Origin of the sequence: Streptomyces flaveolus (assembly GCF_000716535.1) — a bacterium.
In the GTDB taxonomy this organism is placed as follows: Bacteria; Actinomycetota; Actinomycetes; order Streptomycetales; family Streptomycetaceae; genus Streptomyces; species Streptomyces flaveolus_A.
In genome coordinates, this window is sequence record NZ_JNWV01000019.1 from 108,787 (window position 1) to 128,827 (window position 20,041).

A 20,041-nucleotide genomic window follows, 5' to 3' on the forward strand; every position below is an offset into this window, starting at 1 on the left:
AGGGAGCACGCAGATGGCGCGTCCGGTCGGAATCGATCTCGGTACGACGAACTCGGTGGTCTCCGTCCTGGAGGGCGGCGAGCCCACCGTCATCACCAACACGGAGGGCGCTCGGACCACTCCGTCGGTCGTCGCGTTCGCCAAGAACGGCGAGGTGCTGGTCGGCGAGGTCGCCAAGCGGCAGGCCGTGACGAACGTGGAGCGCACCGCGCGCTCGGTCAAGCGGCACGTGGGAGACCACTCGTGGCGGTTCCCCGACCAGGGGGACATCGACGGCAAGCGGTACACCGCGCAGGAGATCTCCGCGCGCGTGCTGCAGAAGCTGAAGCGGGACGCGGAGGCGTACCTCGGCGAGGACGTCACCGACGCGGTGATCACCGTGCCCGCGTACTTCGACGACGCCCAGCGTCAGGCCACCAAGGAGGCCGGTGAGATCGCGGGCCTCAACGTCCTGCGGATCATCAACGAGCCGACGGCGGCGGCGCTGGCGTACGGGCTGGACAAGGGCAACGAGCAGACGGTCCTCGTCTTCGACCTGGGCGGCGGCACCTTCGACGTGTCGCTGCTGGAGATGGGCGAGGGCGTCATCGAGGTGAAGGCCACCAACGGCGACACGCACCTCGGCGGCGACGACTGGGACCAGCGGGTCGTGGACCACCTGGTCACGCAGTTCAAGAACAACTACGGCGTCGACCTGGCCAAGGACAAGATGGCCGTGCAGCGGCTGCGGGAGGCGGCGGAGCGGGCGAAGATCGAGCTGTCGTCGTCCAGCGAGACCTCGATCAACCTGCCGTACATCACCGCGTCCGCCGAGGGTCCGCTGCACCTGGACGAGAAGCTGACGCGCGCCCAGTTCCAGCAGCTGACCGCGGATCTGCTGGAGCGCTGCAAGACGCCGTTCCACAACGCGATCAAGGACGCCGGGATCAAGGTGTCCGACATCGACCACGTGGTCCTGGTGGGCGGCTCGACGCGGATGCCGGCCGTCACCGAGCTGGTGAAGGAGCTGACCGGCAAGGAGCCGCACAAGGGTGTGAACCCGGACGAGGTGGTGGCCGTCGGTGCCAGCCTCCAGGCCGGTGTGCTCAAGGGCGAGGTCAAGGACGTCCTGCTGCTCGACGTCACCCCGCTGTCCCTCGGCATCGAGACCAAGGGCGGCATCATGACCAAGCTCATCGAGCGGAACACGACGATCCCGACCCGGCGCGCGGAGATCTTCACGACGGCCGAGGACAACCAGCCCTCGGTGACCGTGCAGGTCTACCAGGGCGAGCGGGAGATCGCCGCGTACAACAAGAAGCTCGGCATGTTCGAGCTGACCGGCATCGCGCCCGCTCCGCGCGGGGTGCCGCAGATCGAGGTGGCGTTCGACATCGACGCCAACGGCATCATGCACGTCTCGGCGAAGGACCTCGGCACCGGCAAGGAGCAGAAGATGACGGTGACCGGTGGTTCCGCGCTGCCCCGGGACGACATCGACCGGATGGTCCGGGAGGCGGAGCAGCACGCGGAGGAGGACCGGCAGCGGCGGGAGGCCGCGGAGACGCGGAACCAGGCCGAGCAGCTCGTCTACTCCACCGAGAAGCTGATCAAGGACAACGGTGACAAGATCCCGGCCGACGCCAGGTCCGAGACGGAGACGGCGCTGGCCGACCTGAAGGAGAAGCTGAAGTCGGAGGACACGGCGGCGATCCGCCAGGCCCTGGACCGTGCCGCGCAGGCCGCGCAGAAGATCGGTACGGCGATGTACGAGCGGGCGCGGACCGAGCAGGCCGGGCAGACCGGTCAGCCGGGTGAGACCGGCCAGGCCGGCAGCGGTGGTACGGCGGCCTCCGGCGGGGACGACGAGGTGGTGGACGCCGAGATCGTCGACGACGACAAGCCGGAGGCGGGCTGACGATGGACGGGGCGCGGACGCGAAGCTCGGACGAGGTGGAGCGCGAGCTGCGGGAGCGCACCGCCGATCTCCAGCGGGTCAAGGCGGAGTACGACAACTATCGCAAGCGGGTACGGCGGGATCGGATGGCCGTGCGGGAGATCGCCGTCGCCAACGTTCTGACGGCCCTCCTGCCGGTGGTGGACGCCGTGGACCGGGCGTGCGCGCACGAACCGCTCACCCCGGGCCTGAAGGACATCGCCGACACGCTGCGGACCCAGCTGGGCTCGCTGGGGCTGCAGGCGTTCGGGGAGGAGGGCGAGCCGTTCGATCCGGCGTGCCACGAGGCGATCGTGCACCGTACGGCCCCGGGCGCGCAGCGGCTGCTCTGCGCGGAGATCCTGCGCCCCGGCTACCGCATCGGCGACCGCCTGCTACGCCCCGCCCACGTGACGGTAACCGGCCCGCCGTGACCCCTGCGGGGCGGGCCGTGACCCTGCCGGGCGGGCCGTGACCCTGCGGGGCGGGGGCGGGGCGGCTGGGAGGCGGAGGCTCCGGAGCGGGGCCCGGAGGGGGGTCTGCTTGGGGATTCGAGGCGGGCGTCTGCTCGGGGATTCGAGGGGGGAGGCGGGGGCACCGAGCCGCCGTAGCCGAGCGTGGAGGGACCCCGGCCGGCCGGCGGACCGGAGCTGCCTCGTCCACCGGCACGCGGGCCCGGCTCTGCCGGCGACCACCGACCCGCCGTAGTCACTCGCGCACAGACCCCGCACCCCCCGGGGTACCGCCCCCACGGCCGCCGTGGCCACCCGCGCACAGAGCCCGGGGCCGACGAGCACGGCCAGCCGTAGCCACCGCCCGCGGAGACCGGCTCGGGGGGCGGGCCGGGAGCTGCCGCAGCCCTTGCTCACGGACCCGGCTCCGTCGGCAACTTGGAGGATCCCTTGTCCATCTCGTGGACGGACCATAGCCACCCGGCGGAACGCGGTGCTACAAATGCCGCATGCCGGACGCATCCGGCCGATCCAGGCGCCGCCTCAGATGGCGCACCGCGGTCGGTAAGAGCCCCCGCAGCGTCGCCGGGCAGGTCTTCCTGCTCCAGGTGGCGCTGGTGGTGCTGCTCGTGCTCTGCGCCGTCGTCGCCCTCGTCCTGCAGTCCAAGCGGGACACCAGCACGGAGGCCAGGCGCCGGTCCATAGCCGTCGCGGAGACCTTCGCCCACGCCCCGGGCCTGCTGCGCGCCCTGGAGAGCCCCGACCCGTCCCGTCTCCTCCAGCCGCTGACCGAGGCGGGACGCAGGTCGGCGGGCGTGGACTTCATCGTGGTCATGGACACCCACGGCATCCGCTACACCCATCCCATACCCGACCGGATCGGCGAGCGGTTCGTGGGCAACATAGGGCCGTCGCTGGCCGGGAAGGTCTACACCGAGAGCGTCCACGGCCCGCTGGGCCACGAGGTCCAGGCCACCGTGCCCGTGGACGACGCCCACGGCAAGGTGGTCGCTCTCGTCTCCGCCGGACTGAAGGTCAAGCACGTCACCAGCGAGCTGGACCGGCAGCTGCCGATCATCCTGGCCGCCGGGGGCGGCGCGCTCGTGGTGTCGACCGGCGGCACGGCCCTGGTGGGCCGCCGGCTGCGGCGGCAGACCCACGGCCTGGGCCCGGACGAGATGACCCGCATGTACGAGCACCACGACGCGGTCCTGCACTCGGTGCGCGAGGGCGTCCTCATCATCGGTGCCGACGGCCGGCTGCTGCTCGCCAACGACGAGGCCCGGCGCCTGCTGGAACTGCCCCCCGACGCCGAGGGCCGCACGGTGCGGGAGCTGCAGGAGCTCGACCCGGCGACGGTCGAGCTGCTCGCCTCCGGACGCGAGGCCAGCGACGAGGTGCTCTTCGCCAAGGGGCGCCTGCTGGCGGTCAACCAGCGGCCCACCGAGTACGCGGGCGGCCCCCGGGGCACCGTCGTGACGCTCCGCGACTCCACCGAGCTGCAGGCGCTGTCCGGCCGGGCCGAGGCCGCCCGCGAGCGGCTGGAGCTGCTGTACGACGCGGGGCTGTGCATCGGCAGCACCCTGGACGTGGTCCGCACGGCCGACGAGCTGGCGCGGGTCGCCGTCCCCCGGTTCGCCGACTTCGTCACCGTCGACCTGGCCGACGCCGTCCTGCACGGGGAGGAACCGGCGCCGACGGCGCGGGACATCCGCCGGGTCGCCGTGAGCGGCATCGAGGACGACCACCCCCTCTACGAGCTGGGCCGGCTGATCGACTTCCTGCCCTCCACCCCGCAGGGACGCGGCTACGGCGCCGGACACTCCGAGCTGGTGACCGAGCTGTCGAAGGCCGATGACTGGAAGGCGCAGGACCCCGAGCGGACCCGGCGGATCCTGGAGTACGGCATCCACTCGCTCATCGCCGCTCCCATCCGGGCGCGCGGTGTCGTCCTGGGGATGGCCAACTTCTGGCGGTCCAAGCGGGAGCCCTTCGACGCGGAGGAGCTGGCCCTGGCGGAGGAGCTGGTGGCCCGGGCCGCGGTCAGCATCGACAACGCCCGCCGGTACACCCGCGAGCACGCCCTCGCGGTCACCCTCCAGCGCAGTCTGCTGCCCCGGGCCCTGCCCGAGCAGAGCGCACTCGAGGTCGGCTACCGCTACCTGCCGGCGCAGTCGGGGGTGAGCGGGGACTGGTTCGACGTGATCCCGCTGCCGGGCGGCCGGGTGGCGCTGGTCGTCGGTGACGTGGTGGGGCACGGTCTGCACGCCGCGGCGACGATGGGCCGGCTGCGGACCGCGGTGCACAACTTCTCCACGCTCGACCTGCCGCCCGACGAGCTGCTCCAGCACATGGACGACCTGGTGGGCCGCCTCGACCAGGACGAGCCCTGCCCGCAGAAGTCCGACGAGATCGTCGGCGCCACCTGCCTGTACGCGATCTACGACCCGGTGACGCGTCACTGCGTGATGGCCCGGGCCGGGCATCTCGCGCCCGCGCTGGTCGACCCGGACGGCGGCGTCACCTTCCCCGAGGTGCCGGCCGGACCGCCGCTGGGCCTGGGCGGCCTGCCGTTCCAGACGGCCGAGCTGGAGCTGGCCGAGGGCAGCCAGCTCGTCCTGTACACCGACGGTCTGATCGAGGACCGCAGGCGGGACCTGGACGAGGGCATGGAGCTGCTGCGCCGGGCCCTGGCGGGTCACCCCGGCCGGTCCCCGGAGGAGAGCTGCCGGGCGGTGCTGGAGCAGTTGCTGCCCGAGCGTCCCGGGGACGACGTCGCCCTGCTCGTGGCGCGCACCCGGGCCCTGCCGGCCGACCGGGTCGCCGACTGGGACGTGCCGCGCGACCCGGCCGCCGTGTCGGGGATGCGGGGGGCGGTCTCGGCCAAGCTGGCCGAGTGGGAGCTGTCCGAGCTGGGCTTCGGGATGGAGCTGGTGCTGAGCGAGCTGATCACCAACGCCATCCGGTACGGCTCCGACCCGATCCATGTGCGGCTCATCCATGACCGCGCGCTGATCTGCGAGGTGGCCGACGGCAGCAGCACCTCACCGCACCTGCGGTACGCGGCGACGACCGACGAGGGCGGCCGGGGTCTGTTCCTGGTCTCGCAGCTGGCCGAGCGCTGGGGCACCCGCTACACACCCCAGGGCAAGGTGATCTGGGCGGAGCTGGCGGCGCCGGATCCCACGCGGATGTTCGGGGACTTCACGGACCTGGAGGACCTCGGGGACCTGGAGGACCTGGGGGACCTCGGGGACTGACGGTTCCGACGCCGGGGTACGGCGAAGGGCCGTACCCCCGGCACCGGGGGTACGGCCCTGACGGCTGTGCCGTACCGCTTACTTGCGGATCAGGCTGCGCAGCACGTACTGCATGATGCCGCCGTTGCGGTAGTAGTCGGCCTCACCGGGGGTGTCGATGCGGACGACCGCGTCGAACTCGACACCGGTGTCGGTGGTGACCTTGACCGTGCGCGGCGTGCGGCCCTCGTTCAGCTCGGTGACGCCGGAGATGGAGAAGGTCTCCTCACCGGTCAGACCCAGGGACTGGGCCGACGCGCCCTCCGGGAACTGGAGCGGGAGCACGCCCATGCCGATGAGGTTCGAGCGGTGGATGCGCTCGTACGACTCGGCGATGACGGCCTTGACGCCGAGCAGCGCGGTGCCCTTGGCCGCCCAGTCGCGGGACGAGCCGGAGCCGTACTCCTTGCCGGCCAGGACGACCAGCGGGATGCCCTGCTCGATGTAGTTGCGGGAGGCGTCGTAGATGAAGGCGACCGGGCCGCCCTCCTGCGTGAAGTCGCGGGTGTAGCCGCCCTCGGTGCCCGGCGCGATCTGGTTGCGCAGGCGGATGTTGGCGAACGTACCGCGGATCATGACCTCGTGGTTGCCGCGGCGGGAGCCGTAGCTGTTGAAGTCGCGGCGCTCGACGCCGTGCTCCGTGAGGTACTTGCCGGCCGGGGTGTCGGCCTTGATGGCACCGGCCGGGGAGATGTGGTCGGTGGTGACCGAGTCGCCCAGCTTGGCGAGGACGCGGGCGTCGGCGATGTCCTCGACCGGGGCCGGCTCCATGCCCATGCCCTCGAAGTACGGGGGCTTGCGGACGTAGGTGGACTCCGGGTCCCACTCGAAGGTGTTGCCCGTCGGGACCGGCAGCGACTGCCACTGGGCGTCGCCGGCGAAGACGTCCTCGTAGGACTTGGCGAACATGTCCTCGCCGATGGCGTTGGCCACGACCTCGTTGACCTCGGCCTCGGTCGGCCAGATGTCCTTCAGGTAGACCGGGTTGCCGTCCTGGTCGGTGCCGAGGGCGTCCCGGGTGATGTCCACCTTCATGGAACCGGCGATGGCGTACGCGACGACCAGCGGCGGGGACGCCAGGTAGTTCATCTTGACGTCGGGGTTGATCCGGCCCTCGAAGTTCCGGTTGCCGGAGAGGACCGAGGTGACGGCGAGGTCGTGGTCGTTGACGGCCTTGGAGACCTCCTCCGGCAGCGGGCCGGAGTTGCCGATGCAGGTGGTGCAGCCGTAGCCGACGAGGTTGAAGCCCAGCTTGTCCAGGTACGGGGTGAGGCCGGCCTTCTCGAAGTAGTCGGTGACGACCTTCGAACCCGGGGCGAGGGTGGACTTGACCCACGGCTTGCGGGTGAGGCCCTTCTCGACGGCCTTCTTGGCGACGAGGGCGGCGCCGATCATGACGTACGGGTTGGAGGTGTTGGTGCAGGAGGTGATGGCCGCGACCGTCACCGCACCGTGGTCCAGCTCGTAGGTGGTGCCGTCGGGGGCGGTCACCGGGACCGGGTTGCTCGGCGCGCCGTTCGGGGCGACGGCCGGGGCGTCGGAGGCCGGGAAGGACTCCTGGCCCGCCTCGTCCACGCTGTCCACGTAGTTGCGGACGTCCTGCTTGAACTGCTCGGCGGCGTTCGCGAGGACGATGCGGTCCTGCGGGCGCTTCGGGCCGGCGATGGACGGGACGACGGTGGAGAGGTCCAGCTCCAGCTTCTCGGAGAAGTCGGGCTCGGCGGCCGGGTCCAGCCAGAGGCCCTGCTCCTTGGCGTAGGCCTCCACCAGGGCGACCTGCTGGGCGGAACGGCCGGTCAGGCGCAGGTAGTTCAGGGTCTCGTCGTCGATCGGGAAGATCGCGGCGGTGGAGCCGAACTCCGGCGACATGTTGCCGATGGTGGCGCGGTTCGCGAGCGAGGTGGCGGCCACGCCCTCGCCGTAGAACTCGACGAACTTGCCGACGACGCCGTGCTTGCGCAGCATCTCGGTGATGGTGAGCACGAGGTCGGTGGCGGTGGTGCCGGGCTGGAGCTCACCGGTGAGCTTGAAGCCGACGACGCGCGGGATCAGCATGGAGACCGGCTGGCCGAGCATGGCGGCCTCGGCCTCGATGCCGCCGACGCCCCAGCCGAGGACGCCGAGGCCGTTGACCATGGTGGTGTGCGAGTCGGTGCCGACCAGGGTGTCCGGGTAGGCCTTGCCGTCGCGGACCATCACGACACGGGCCAGGTGCTCGATGTTCACCTGGTGGACGATGCCGGTGCCCGGCGGGACGACCTTGAACTCGTCGAAGGCGGTCTGGCCCCAGCGCAGGAACTGGTAGCGCTCCTTGTTGCGGCCGTACTCCAGCTCGACGTTCTGCTTGAAGGCGTCGTTCGTGCCGAACTTGTCCGCGATGACGGAGTGGTCGATGACCAGCTCGGCCGGCGCCAGCGGGTTGATCTTGGCCGGGTCGCCGCCCAGCTCCTTCACGGCCTCACGCATCGTGGCGAGGTCCACGACACAGGGCACGCCGGTGAAGTCCTGCATGATCACGCGGGCCGGCGTGAACTGGATCTCCTGGGAGGGCTGGGCCTGGGAGTCCCAGGTGCCGAGGGCGCGGATGTGGTCGGCGGTGATGTTCGCGCCGTCCTCCGTGCGGAGCAGGTTCTCCAGCAGGACCTTGAGGCTGTACGGCAGGCGGGCCGAGCCCTCCACCTTGTCCAGCCGGAAGATCTCGTACGACTCGTCGCCCACCTGCAGCGTGCTGCGGGCGTCGAAGCTGTTCGCCGACACGACAGTCTCCTTCATTGATGTGCGCGTACCACCGTCAATCGTGCCGCCACGCCGGCTTGGCCGAACCAGTAAGGTCAGGCTAAGTTAGGCATGCCTTACTGGAGTGGCGGCTACGGTGCGCCTCGGCAGATATCTCGATGTCGAGATAACTCTAGTACATGGGCGCGGCTCGGTCATGCCCGACCCGGCCCTGGGATGCCCGGACGTCACGCGCCGCGCCGCAGCCGCAGACCCTCCCGGCGAGCGAGGCCCCTGCCGACGGAGACGCGCCACCTCGGCGCCGCCGCCCGCAGGTCACCGCCCGGCACCCCCGATCCGGAGGCGCGCGCCGGAATGACCCCGGCCCGGAGGCGTGCCGCTCGGCACCGCACCCGTAAGCACTCAGCCCGGCGACCCCGATGCGGCGCCGCCCGGCCGCCACCCCTGTGCGCAACCGCACCCGGCGGTCCACAGTCCGCGAGCCCCCAACCCAGTCCGAACTAATACGGCATCAGCCGATTTGTCCATACTTGTCCGACCGCACAGCACGCGTGCGGCCAACCGATCCTGACGGCCCGTCACCGGCATCGCCCGAATGGACCCCCTGACGGGCGCCATCTCATATCTGAGATAGCCTCAGCCTCATGTCAGACGACTACCTCGTACGCATCGGCAAGCTCATCCGTGACGCCCGGCAACACCGGGGCTGGACTCAGGCGCAGCTCGCGGAGGCTCTCGGAACCAGCCAGAGCGCGGTCAACCGCATCGAGCGCGGCAACCAGAACATCAGCCTTGAGATGATCGCCCGAATCGGTGAAGCCCTGGACAGCGAGATCGTGTCGCTGGGCTACGCGGGTCCGATGCATCTGCGCGTGGTCGGCGGCCGCCGTCTGTCCGGCGCCATCGACGTCAAGACGAGCAAGAACGCGTGCGTGGCGCTGCTGTGCGCCTCGCTGCTGAACAAGGGGCGCACGGTGCTGCGCCGGGTGGCCCGGATCGAGGAGGTGTACCGCCTGCTGGAGGTGCTCAACTCCATCGGCGTGCGCACCCGCTGGATCAACGACGGCGTCGACCTCGAACTCGTCCCGCCCGCCGAGCTGGAGATGGACGCGATCGACGCGGAGGCGGCCGTCCGCACCCGCTCGATCATCATGTTCCTGGGCCCGCTGTTGCACCGCATGGACGCCTTCAAGCTGCCGTACGCCGGCGGCTGCGACCTGGGCACGCGGACCATCGAGCCGCACATGATCGCGCTGCGCCGGTTCGGCCTGGACGTCGCGGCCACCGAGGGTCAGTACCACGCCCGGGTGGACCGCTCCCTCCGCCCCGGCCGCCCGATCGTCCTGACCGAGCGCGGCGACACCGTGACCGAGAACGCTCTCCTCGCGGCCGCCCGGCACGACGGCGTCACGGTCATCCGCAACGCCTCCTCCAACTACATGGTCCAGGACCTGTGTTTCTTCCTGGAGGCGCTGGGCGTCAGGGTGGAGGGCATCGGCACCACCACGCTCACCGTGCACGGCGTGCCGAACATCGACGTGGACGTCGACTACTCCCCCTCCGAGGACCCGGTCGAGGCGATGAGCCTGCTGGCCGCCGCCGTGGTCACCGAGTCCGAGCTGACGGTGCGCCGGGTGCCCATCGAGTTCCTGGAGATCGAGCTGGCGGTCCTGGAGGAGATGGGCCTCGACCACGACCGGTCGCCGGAGTACTTCGCGGACAACGGCCGCACCCGCCTGGTCGACCTCACGGTCCGCCCCTCCAAGCTGGAGGCGCCGATCGACAAGATCCACCCGATGCCGTTCCCCGGCCTGAACATCGACAACGTCCCCTTCTTCGCGGCCATCGCCGCGTCGGCGCAGGGACAGACCCTCATCCACGACTGGGTGTACGACAACCGGGCGATCTACCTGACCGACCTCAACCGCCTCGGCGGACGGCTCCAGCTGCTGGACCCGCACCGGGTGCTGGTCGAGGGCCCGACCCGCTGGCGCGCCGCCGAGATGATGTGCCCGCCGGCCCTGCGTCCCGCGGTGGTCGTGCTGCTGGCGATGATGGCGGCCGAGGGCACGTCGGTGCTGCGCAACGTGTACGTCATCAACCGCGGCTACGAGGACCTGGCCGAGCGCCTGAACTCGGTCGGGGCACAGATCGAGATCTTCCGGGACATCTGAGCCTCCTCTGAAACCCCTCGGAGCAAGCGCCACCGCGCCCCTCCTGACCCACGGCGACGTGGGGCGGGAGGGGCGCTCTGGTGGGAGCAGGGCGTGTCCCGTGGCCGACGGGAGGAGATCACTTCTCGGTTCGGCGCGCGGTGGGGACGGGGACCGACGGTGCTCCGCAGGACGGCTGGGACGGCCGGGTCGCCGCCGTTCGGGTGAGGCGTGGCGGGGGTCGCGCCGCGCGGAAACCAAGGAATACGGAGCCATCGGCGCTTCCGGGCGGAGTGAATGGACCGATGAGAAGTGGCAGCCTGCTGTCCGCCTCGCCAGACTGAAACCGGTGGTTCCTGATCAGGAACCGTCCGGCCGGCCATTGGCGATCCATACGTCCTCAGGAGATGTAATGGTGGAGCAGTCCTCCGAGATCCCCATATCCCGGCCCGACGAAGCTGCCGTCACCCTGAGCGACTCCGGGTCCGGCAGAGTGCAGACCGAGCGGAAACTCGCGGAAACACTGGCCGAGCTCACCGGCTGCGACGATGTTCCGGCCGAAAGTCACTTCTTCAACGACCTCGGCGCGAATTCCCTGGTGATGGCCCAGTTCTGCGCGCGGCTGAGGAAAAACCCGGATCTCCCCTCGCCGTCCATGCGGGACATCTACCGGCATCCCACGATTCGGAGCCTGACGGCCGCCCTCGTCCAGGCCGCTGCCGCCGATACGCCCGCGCCCGCGCCGGAACCCACGGCGCCCCCCGCTCCGGTGGCGCGCGCGAGCCGCGCCCACCATCTGCTGTGCGGGACGGCCCAGCTACTGATCTTCCTGGTGTATTCCCTCGTCTGGGGATTCGCCACCGCCCGGGGGTACGAGTGGATAGCGGCCGGTTCCGGGTTCGTCGGCATCTACGTGCGGTCGCTGCTGTTCGGCGGCATCGGTTTCCTCGCCCTGTGCATATTTCCGGTCATCGCGAAATGGCTGCTCGTCGGCCGCTGGAAACCGGGTGAGTTCCCCATCTGGGGGGCGGCGTATCTGCGCTTCTGGTTCGTGAAGGTGCTGCTGCACGCGAATCCTATGGTGTTCTTCGTCGGGACCCCCCTGTATGTGCTGTACCTGCGGGCCCTGGGCGCGCGGATCGGCAAGGGCGTCACGATCCTCTCCCGCACCGTCCCGGTCTGCACCGACCTGCTGACGGTCGGCGCCGGGACGGTGATCCGCAAGGACGCGTTCTTCCTCTGCTACCGCGCCCACGCCGGCCGCATCCAGACCGGGCGGGTCACGCTGGGCCGGGACGCGTACGTCGGCGAGAAGACCGTCCTGGACATCGACACCTCACTGGGCGACGGCGCACAACTGGGCCACTCCTCCGCGCTGCACAGCGGCCAGGCGGTACCGGACGGCGAGCGGTGGCACGGCTCCCCGGCGGAGCCCGCCCAGGTCGACTACCTGCGGGTCCCGCCGGTCAGGTGCGGCACCGTGCGCAGGGCCTGGTTCGGTGCTCTCACGCTGCTGCAGACGGTCTTCCTGTACCTGCCGCTCACCCTCGGCGGCGTGTACATGCTGTTCACCGAGGTACCGGCGATCGGCAAGCGGCTCGACCCGCAGACGGCGGTGCTGACCCGGCCGGAACTGATCCCGGACGCGCTCGGCGTCTCGCTGGCCCTGTTCTCCGGCTTCCTCGTCGTGGGCCTCGTGGTCCTGTACACCGTTCCCCGTCTGATGGGTCTGTTCGTCAAACCCGACCGGGTGTATCCGCTCTACGGATTCCACTACACCCTGCACCGGACGGCGGCACGCATGACGAACATCAAGTTCTTCGCGTGGCTCTTCGGTGACAGTTCGTACATCGTGCATTATCTGCGCGGACTCGGCTACGACCTGTCACGGGTGGAGCAGACCGGCTCCAATTTCGGCACCGAGATGCAGCACGAGACGCCTTTCATGGTCACGGTCGGCAGTGGGACGATGATCGCCGACGGCCTCTCCGTCATCAACGCCGACTATTCCAGCACGTCCTTCCGGGTGTCCCGGGTGGAGATCGGTCCGCGCAATTTCCTGGGCAACAACATCGCCTTTCCCGTGGGCGGCAGGACGGGCGAGAACTGCCTTCTCGCCACCAAGGTGATGATTCCCCTCGACGGCGAGGTACGGGAAGGCGTGGGACTGCTCGGTTCGCCGTGTTTCGAGATTCCCCGCTCGGTGGACCGGGACGCCCGGTTCGACCATCTCCGGGAAGGCGAGGAACTGCACCGCCACCTCAGCGCGAAGAACCGCTACAACCTGCGCTCCATGGCCCTGATGCTGGGCATGCGCTGGTTCCTCGTCTTCGCGCTCACCCTGTTCGGACTCGTCTCCGTGGACCTGTACGGCGCGGTCGGGCACGTGGTGATCGCCCTGTACCTGGCCATGACGCTCGCGTTCTCCACCGGCTATTACATCCTCGTGGAGCGCTGCCTGACGAGGTTCCGCGCGCTCACCCCGCAGTTGTGTTCCATCTACCATCCGATTTTCTGGTGGCACGAGCGCGTGTGGAAAATGCCGTCCCAATATCTCAACATCTTCAACGGGACACCGTTCAAAGCCCTGGTCTGGCGACTGCTGGGAGTACGCATCGGCCGCCAGGTGTTCGACGACGGCTGCTACATCACCGAACGCACCCTGGCCACCATCGGCGACGACTGCACCCTCAACGCCGGGAGCAAGATCCAGTGCCACTCCCAGGAGGACGGCACGTTCAAGTCCGACGGCAGCACGCTCGGCGCCGGCTGCACGCTGGGCGTCGGCGCCCATGTCCACTACGGCGTGACCATGGGCGACGGCGCGGTGCTCGCACCCGACTCCTTCCTCATGAAGGGCGAGGAAGTCCCCGCGCACGCGCACTGGGGCGGCAACCCGGCCGTGGACATGCCCGGGACCGGCAACCGGCCCGGCGGCACGGACCGGGCCCTGGAAGCGACCGACGCCCCCGAGTCCGTCACGAGGTGAGGAAGGCCATTCGATGGGAACGCGCGTGGAAGCGGACCGGGAGTTCTGGAGCCGTGTGCTGACCGCAGGCGGCAGCACCGCGGTACCGCGGTGGGTCCAGGAGCCGGTTCCGGGAGTGTCGGAGCAGGAGACACCGGTCCCGGACGACGTGGTGACCTCGGTACGCGCACTGGTGCGGCGGTCGGGGCTGCCCCTGAGCGCGCTGCTGCTGGCGGCGCACGCCAAGGTGCTGGCCGCGCTGTCCGGCGAGCGGGAGATCGTGACGGGCTACGCCGCCGGAGTGCGGGGCGAGCCGCTGCCGTGCCGGCTGACCGTGCCCCCGGGGTCCTGGCGGGCGCTGGTGTCGGCCGCCGAGCGCGCCGAGGCGGAGGTCCTGGAACACCGGGAGTTCCCGGTGGCCAAGCTGCGGCGGGAGCTGGGGCTGACCGAGCCGTCGTACGAGGTGGTGTTCGGCGCCATGGGTGCCGAGGAGGACCACGCCGACGACGGTGTGCTGCACGTGCGCTGGTGCGACCGGGGCGGCCGGCTGACGCTGCGCCTGCGGCACCGCACCGATGTGCTCGACGCCGGGAGCGCGGAGCGGATCGGCGGCTACCACCTGAAGGCGCTGCGGCTGCTGGCGGCCGATCCGGACGCCGAGCACGCCCAGCAGAGCCTGCTGTCGGCCGAGGAGGTCCGGGAGCAGCTGGAAGGGCTGGCGGGGCCGCCCCGGGCGCTGCCGGACGCACGCGCGCACGAACTGTTCGAGCGGCGGGTGCGGGCGCATCCGGAGGCGGTCGCCGCGGTGCACGACGGGCGGGAGTGGACGTACGGGGAACTGAACGCGCGCGCCAACCGGCTGGCCCGGGCGCTGCTGGTCCGCGGGCTGGGCCGGGAGGACGTGGTCGCCGTCGTCACCGAACGGAACCTCGACTGGCTGGCGGCGACGCTGGCGGTGTTCAAGGCGGGCGGGGCCTATCTGCCGATCGAGCCGCACTTCCCGGCCGGCCGGATCGCGGCGACGCTGTCGCGGGCGGGGTGCCGGCTGGTGCTCACCGAGTCCGGCAGCACCGAGACCCTCGACCAGGCGCTGGCCACCGTACCCGGCGCCGAGAAGCTGCTGGTCGAGAGGGCGTACGCGGAACCGCACGCCGACGACGACCTCGGGGTGCGGGTCGACCCCGGTCAGCTGGCCTACATCTTCTTCACCTCCGGCTCCACCGGTGAGCCGAAGGGCGCGATGTGCGAGCACGCGGGAATGCTCAACCACCTGTTCGCGAAGATCGACGACCTGGGGATCGGCGAGGGGTCCGTGGTGGCGCAGACCGCCCCGCAGTGCTTCGACATCTCCCTGTGGCAGCTCGTGTCCGCGCTGCTGGTCGGCGGGCGGACCCTGCTGATCGGCCAGGACGTCGTCGTGGACGTGGAGCGGTTCGTCGACACGCTGGTGCGGGGCCAGGTCGCCGTGACCCAGCTCGTGCCCTCCTACCTGGAGGTCGTGGTCTCGTACCTGGAACAGCACCCGCGACGGTTGCCGGACCTGCGGTGGGTGTCGGTGACCGGTGAGGCGCTGAAACGGGAGCTGACGCAGCGCTGGTTCGCGCTCCAGCCGGACATCAGGCTGCTCAACGCCTACGGGCTGACGGAGACCTCGGACGACACCAACCACGAGGTCCTGGACGGCGTACCCGACCGCGTACTGCTGGGGCGCGCGGTCAACAACGTGCGCGTGTACGTCGTGGACGAGCAGCTCGCACTGGTGCCCCTGGGCGCTCCCGGGCTCATCGCGTTCTCCGGGGTCTGTGTGGGCCGCGGGTACGTCAACGACCCCGAGCGGACCCGGGAAGCCTACCGGACGGACCCGTACCGGCCCGGGGAGCGGCTGTACCTGGGCGGTGACTGGGGGCGCTGGCACCCCGGCGGCAAGCTGGAGTTCCTCGGCCGCCGGGACAGCCAGGTCAAGATCCGCGGCTTCCGGATCGAGATCGGCGAGATCGAGAACACCCTGCTGCGGGTGGACGGGGTGCGCGACGGTGCGGTGGTCGTGGTCGAGCGGGGCGGCGGGAACACCCAGCTGATCGCGTTCCACTCCGGCCGGCGCCACGAGCCGGACGTGCTGCGCGAGGCGCTCGCGGCGGCGCTGCCCGCCTACATGGTCCCGGCGGCCTTCCACTGGCGGGAGAGCCTGCCGCTGACCGCCAACGGCAAGATCGACCGCAAGGCCCTGACCGCCGAGGCCGCGCGGACCGGCCCCGAACCCGGCGCGGCGGCCGGCGCGGACCGGGAGGCGCTCAGCCCGAGCGAGCGGCGGCTGGCGGCGGCCTGGGCCGAACTGCTGGGCGTGCCCGAGCACCGGATCGGCCGGACGGACAACTTCTTCGACTCGGGCGGCACCTCCCTGTCGGCCGTCAAGCTCAGCATCGCGCTCGACCGCGCGGTCTCCCTGCGGGACATCACCCGGCACCCCGTGCTCGCCGATCTGGCCGCCCTCCTCGACGGCGCCGCCCGGCAGCGCACGGAACTGCTCCAGCCCCTGTCGGAAGCGGACGGCGCCCCGGAGTGCGCGCTGGTCTGCTTCCCGTACGCGGGCGGCAACGCGGTGAACTACCGGCCGATGGCGGCGGCGCTGGCGGGCCGCGGTCCGGCGGTCCTCGCGGTGGACCTGCCCGGTCACGACCTGGCGGCGCACCGGGAGCCGTTCGCGTCGATCGCGGACGTCGCGGCCCAGGTCGCCGACGAGATCACGGCGCGCGGCCTGACCAGGGTCATGCTGTGGGGCCACTCGTCGGGCGCCGCACCGGCCCTGGAGACGGCCAGGACGCTCCAGGAGCGCGGTGTGCGGGTCACACGGGTGTTCCTCGGGGCGCAGCTGCTCGGCACCGCCGAGGACCGCGCCGCCGCGGTCGCCGAGCTGACGAGCCTGAGCGACGCGGAGATCGCGGCGCGGCTCACCGCGGACAGCGGCTACACCGAACTCGCCGAGCTGAACGCGCGGCACGCCGAGCACATCGGTGCCGCCTACCGGCACGACTGCGTGTCCGCCCACCGCTACTTCCAGGCGGTCCTTCAAGCCCCGCCGCCGGTGAGGCTGGCCGCGCCGGTCTCGGTCGTGGTCGCCGCCGACGACCCGCACACCGCCGGTCACGCCGACCACCACCGCGACTGGCTGCTCCTGGCCGAGCACGTCGATCTGCACGAGCTGGCCGACGGGGGCCACTACTTCCTCCGCACCCGCCCGGCCGAGGCCGCGCACGCCGTCCTGAGCGCGGCCGTCCCCCTGGCGTCCACCTGACCCGTACGCCCACGCGACGGGCGACCGAAAGGAAACCGAGATGCCGTCCTCATCCCTGGCAGCGCCGCTCGACGTGGAGCTGCGGCCGGACAAACCCGCGCTGCTGCGCGTGGACCGGCCCGCCGACGTCGCGAGCTGGGCGGCCGAACACCGCGAGGCGTTGCGGGCCCAGGTCACCGAGCACGGGGCGCTGCTCGTGCGCGGGCTCGGCCTGAAGGACGCGGACCAGGTCGGTGCCGTCTTCGCACGGCTGGCCGGGACGCTCATGCCGGAGCGGGAGGCCTTCGCCCCCCGGCAGGACCACGGGCGGGGCCTGTACTCCTCCACGCCCTGGCCGGCCAACCAGCCGATGTGCATGCACCACGAGCTGAGCTACCCGTTGGAGGTGCCCGGCCTGCTGTTGTTCGCCTGCGTGACCGCGCCCGAGCAGGGCGGGGCCACCGCGGTGGCCGACGCCTGGCAGGTCCTCGACGCCCTGCCCGCCGAGCTGACCGAGCGGTTCGAGCAGGAGGGCTGGCTGCTGACCCGCAGCTACAACGAGGAGATCGGGGCGTCCCTGGCGGAGTCGTTCGGCACCGAGGACCGTGCCGAGATCGAGCGCTACTGCCGGGCCAACGCCATCGACTTCCACTGGCAGGACGACGGGTCGCTGCGCACCGAGCAGCGCCGCTGCGCCGTCGTACGGCACCCGGTCACGGGCAGGCGGTGCTGGTTCAACCAGATCGCCTTCCTCAACGAGTGGACGCTGGCCCCGGAGGTGCGCGAGTACCTGGTGGACGAGTACGGGGCCGACAGCCTGCCGTTCAACACCCGGTACGGCGACGGCAGCCCGATCGGCGAGGACGTCGTCCAGCTCCTGAACGCCACCTACGAGGAGCACACCCGGCGCGAGCCCTGGCAGGCCGGTGACCTGATGCTCGTGGACAACATCGGCACCGCGCACAGCCGGGAGGCGTACACCGGCGAGCGGCAGGTGCTGGTCGGCATGGCCGAGCCGCGACGCCTGGCCGATTCCTGCCCGGCGGGGGAGGCGAGCCGTCGATGACCGACATGCTGTCGACCGCCACCGAACCGGACGCGCCCCACGGGGGGCAGGTGCCCTCCTTCGCGGTGATCTCCGGCAAGCAGGTGGAGCAGGCCCTCGGCGGGCGCGAGCAGGAGCTGGTGGACCTGGTGGAGGCCACCTACCGGCTGCACGGCGCCGGGGACTCGGTCAACCCGCCCTCGTACTTCCTGCGCTTCCCCGACCGTCCGACCGCCCGGATCATCGCGCTGCCCGCCTCCATCGGCGGCCCTACGCGGGTGGACGGCCTGAAGTGGATCTCCAGCTTCCCCGACAACGTCCGCACCGGGCTGCCCCGGGCCTCCGCGGTGCTGATCCTCAACGACCACGACACCGGCTACCCGTTCGCGTGCCTGGAGAGTTCCGTCATCAGCGCCACCCGGACCGCGGCCTCCGCCGCGCTGGCGGCCGACTGGCTCAGCCGCACCCGGAGCCGCCCCCGCCGCGTCGGGTTCTTCGGCACCGGCCTGATCGCCCGGTACATCCACACGTTCCTGGCCGGCAGCGGCTGGACCTTCGACGCCGTCGGCGTGCACGACGTGTCCCCCGACAGCACCGCCGGCTTCTGCGGCTACCTGCGCCAGGCCGGCGTCTCCGGTCAGGTCACCGTGCACGACAGCGCCGAGGACCTCGTCCGCTCCAGCGACCTCGTGGTCTTCGCCACCGTCGCCGGCCGGCCCCATGTCACGGCCCCGGGCTGGTTCGCCCACAACCCCCTGGTGCTGCACGTGTCGCTGCGCGACCTCGCGCCCGAGGTCCTGCTGGCCTCGGCGAACTTCGTGGACGACGTGGAGCACTGCCTCAAGGCGGACACCTCCCCGCACCTGGTCGAGCAGCGCACCGGGAACCGCGACTTCCTCAACGGGACCCTCTACGACGTGCTGCAGGGACGGGCCGCCCCGCCCGACGACCAGCCGGTGATCTTCTCACCCTTCGGCCTCGGCGTTCTCGACCTGGCCGTCGGCAAGTACGTCTACGACCAAGTGGCCAGGGCGGGAGAACTCCGCCTCGTCGACGACTTCTTCCACGATCTGCGCCGGTACGGCTGAGGCCTTGCCCTCAGCCCTGGGACCAGGAGGCCTGCCGTGCCCGTCATCTCCGCTCCCCACGCCTTCAACGAAGGAAGTCTCTTCGTCGATCTAGAGTCGATTTTCGGACACCGCCTCTACCTCAAGTGCGAGGGTTTCAACTTCGCCGGCTCCATCAAGTTGAAGGCCGCGAAGGAGATGGTGGAGAGCGCCGAGCGGGAAGGAGCCCTGACGCCGGATTCCATCCTCGTGGAGTCCTCGTCCGGAAACCTGGGCGTCGCGCTCAGCATGATCGCCGCCAGCAAGGGCTACCGGTTCCTGTGCGTGACGGACTCCCGGTGCAACCTGTCGACGAAACTGCTGATGGAAGCCCTGGGCAGCCACGTGCACGTCGTCACCGACCTGGACGCGGGCGGCGGCTTCCTGGGCACGCGGCTCGAGTACGTCCGCTCGCTGTGCGCGTCCGACGACCGCTACGTGTGGCTCAGCCAGTACACCAACTCGGGCAACTGGCGGGCGCACTTCCGCACGACGGCACCGGAGATCGCCGTCCACTTCCCCCGCCTGGACGTGCTGTTCGTCGGGACGGGCACCGCCGGGACGCTGATGGGCTGCGCCCGCTACTTCCGCAAGTGGCACCGGCCGGTGCGGATCGTCGCCGTGGACAGCGTGGGCTCGGTGGCCTTCGGCGGCACGCCCGGCCGCCGGATGATCCCCGGTCTGGGGATGAGCATGCGTCCCCCGCTGCTCGACGAGCAGTACGTGGACGAGGTGATCCGGGTGGAGGAGGCGGACACCATCCGCACCTGTCACCGCCTGGCCCGACGGGGCTTCCTGTTCGGCGGCTCCACGGGCACCGTGGTGAGCGCCGCGACGGACTGGCTGGCCCGGCACGGCACCCGTGACCTCACGGCGGTGGCGATAGCCCCCGACCTCGGCGAGCGCTACCTCGACACCATCTACCAGAGCAACTGGCTGCAGGATCTCTACGGCGAACACCTGCTGGACTCCGCCCAGATGCACAGCGCCTGGGAGGAGAACTCCGCGTCGCCGGCGCCGGGCCGCCGCCGAAGAGCGTAGAGAAGGGACGGTTCAGGGCGAGTACGGCCGTCGCACCCCGGGCCGGCGTCTCCAC

At 70.9% G+C, this 20,041-nt stretch carries 10 protein-coding genes; 9 read left to right on the plus strand and 1 reads right to left on the minus strand.

Annotated features, from left to right (window positions below):
• Positions 1 to 13: 13 nt before the first annotated feature.
• From dnaK to OO52_RS21250, 3 genes are all read left to right on the plus strand, one after another.
• Positions 14 to 1,897 carry a molecular chaperone DnaK gene (gene dnaK, locus OO52_RS21240; RefSeq protein ID WP_030645116.1) on the plus strand — a complete coding sequence of 628 codons (1,884 nt, stop codon included), beginning with the start codon at positions 14 to 16 and terminating at the stop codon, positions 1,895 to 1,897.
• A 2-nt stretch (positions 1,898 to 1,899) separates the two neighbouring features.
• Positions 1,900 to 2,349, plus strand: a complete 450-nt coding sequence (gene grpE / locus OO52_RS21245) for a nucleotide exchange factor GrpE (protein WP_030645117.1) — start codon at positions 1,900 to 1,902, stop codon at positions 2,347 to 2,349.
• A gap of 527 nt (positions 2,350 to 2,876) precedes the next feature.
• Positions 2,877 to 5,627 (plus strand): SpoIIE family protein phosphatase, encoded by a 2,751-nt coding sequence (locus OO52_RS21250; protein ID WP_051818429.1) that lies wholly within the window; start codon positions 2,877 to 2,879, stop codon positions 5,625 to 5,627.
• A 78-nt stretch (positions 5,628 to 5,705) separates the two neighbouring features.
• Here the strand turns inward: OO52_RS21250 and acnA are convergent, their stop codons facing one another.
• Positions 5,706 to 8,423, minus strand: coding sequence for an aconitate hydratase AcnA (gene acnA, locus OO52_RS21255; RefSeq protein WP_030645122.1), 2,718 nt, complete (start codon positions 8,421 to 8,423; stop codon positions 5,706 to 5,708).
• A gap of 623 nt (positions 8,424 to 9,046) precedes the next feature.
• Between acnA and OO52_RS21260 the strand changes: the two genes are divergently transcribed.
• From OO52_RS21260 to sbnA, 6 genes are all read left to right on the plus strand, one after another.
• The gene (locus OO52_RS21260) at positions 9,047 to 10,576 is read left to right on the plus strand and encodes a helix-turn-helix domain-containing protein (RefSeq protein ID WP_030645124.1); all 1,530 of its coding nucleotides are present in this window, start codon (positions 9,047 to 9,049) and stop codon (positions 10,574 to 10,576) included.
• Between the two features lie 391 nt (positions 10,577 to 10,967).
• Complete coding sequence (locus tag OO52_RS21265; RefSeq protein WP_051818431.1) at positions 10,968 to 13,544, plus strand: Pls/PosA family non-ribosomal peptide synthetase; 2,577 nt, start codon at positions 10,968 to 10,970, stop codon at positions 13,542 to 13,544.
• A 13-nt stretch (positions 13,545 to 13,557) separates the two neighbouring features.
• Positions 13,558 to 16,815, plus strand: a complete 3,258-nt coding sequence (locus OO52_RS21270; RefSeq protein WP_030645128.1) for a non-ribosomal peptide synthetase — start codon at positions 13,558 to 13,560, stop codon at positions 16,813 to 16,815.
• Positions 16,816 to 16,855: 40 nt separating this feature from the next.
• A complete protein-coding gene (locus OO52_RS21275) occupies positions 16,856 to 17,860 on the plus strand; it encodes a TauD/TfdA family dioxygenase (protein ID WP_030645130.1) in 1,005 nt (334 codons plus the stop codon).
• Entirely contained in the window at positions 17,857 to 18,927 is a 1,071-nt protein-coding gene (gene sbnB, locus OO52_RS21280; RefSeq protein ID WP_030645132.1) for a 2,3-diaminopropionate biosynthesis protein SbnB, read from the plus strand. Before OO52_RS21275 ends, sbnB begins: the two co-directional genes overlap by 4 nt.
• Positions 18,928 to 18,963: 36 nt before the next feature.
• On the plus strand, positions 18,964 to 19,986 hold the full coding sequence (gene sbnA / locus OO52_RS21285) for a 2,3-diaminopropionate biosynthesis protein SbnA (RefSeq protein ID WP_030645134.1): 1,023 nt from the start codon (positions 18,964 to 18,966) through the stop codon (positions 19,984 to 19,986).
• Positions 19,987 to 20,041 lie beyond the last annotated feature (55 nt).

Bases quoted from the DNA above. Each gene is read 5' to 3' on its own strand.
- dnaK (WP_030645116.1), top strand. From the start codon at position 14: ATGGCGCGTCCGGTCGGAATCGATCTCGGTACGACGAACTCGGTGGTC.
- grpE (WP_030645117.1), top strand. From the start codon at position 1,900: ATGGACGGGGCGCGGACGCGAAGCTCGGACGAGGTGGAGCGCGAGCTG.
- OO52_RS21250 (WP_051818429.1), top strand. From the start codon at position 2,877: ATGCCGGACGCATCCGGCCGATCCAGGCGCCGCCTCAGATGGCGCACC.
- OO52_RS21260 (WP_030645124.1), top strand. From the start codon at position 9,047: ATGTCAGACGACTACCTCGTACGCATCGGCAAGCTCATCCGTGACGCC.
- OO52_RS21265 (WP_051818431.1), top strand. From the start codon at position 10,968: ATGGTGGAGCAGTCCTCCGAGATCCCCATATCCCGGCCCGACGAAGCT.
- OO52_RS21270 (WP_030645128.1), top strand. From the start codon at position 13,558: ATGGGAACGCGCGTGGAAGCGGACCGGGAGTTCTGGAGCCGTGTGCTG.
- OO52_RS21275 (WP_030645130.1), top strand. From the start codon at position 16,856: ATGCCGTCCTCATCCCTGGCAGCGCCGCTCGACGTGGAGCTGCGGCCG.
- sbnB (WP_030645132.1), top strand. From the start codon at position 17,857: ATGACCGACATGCTGTCGACCGCCACCGAACCGGACGCGCCCCACGGG.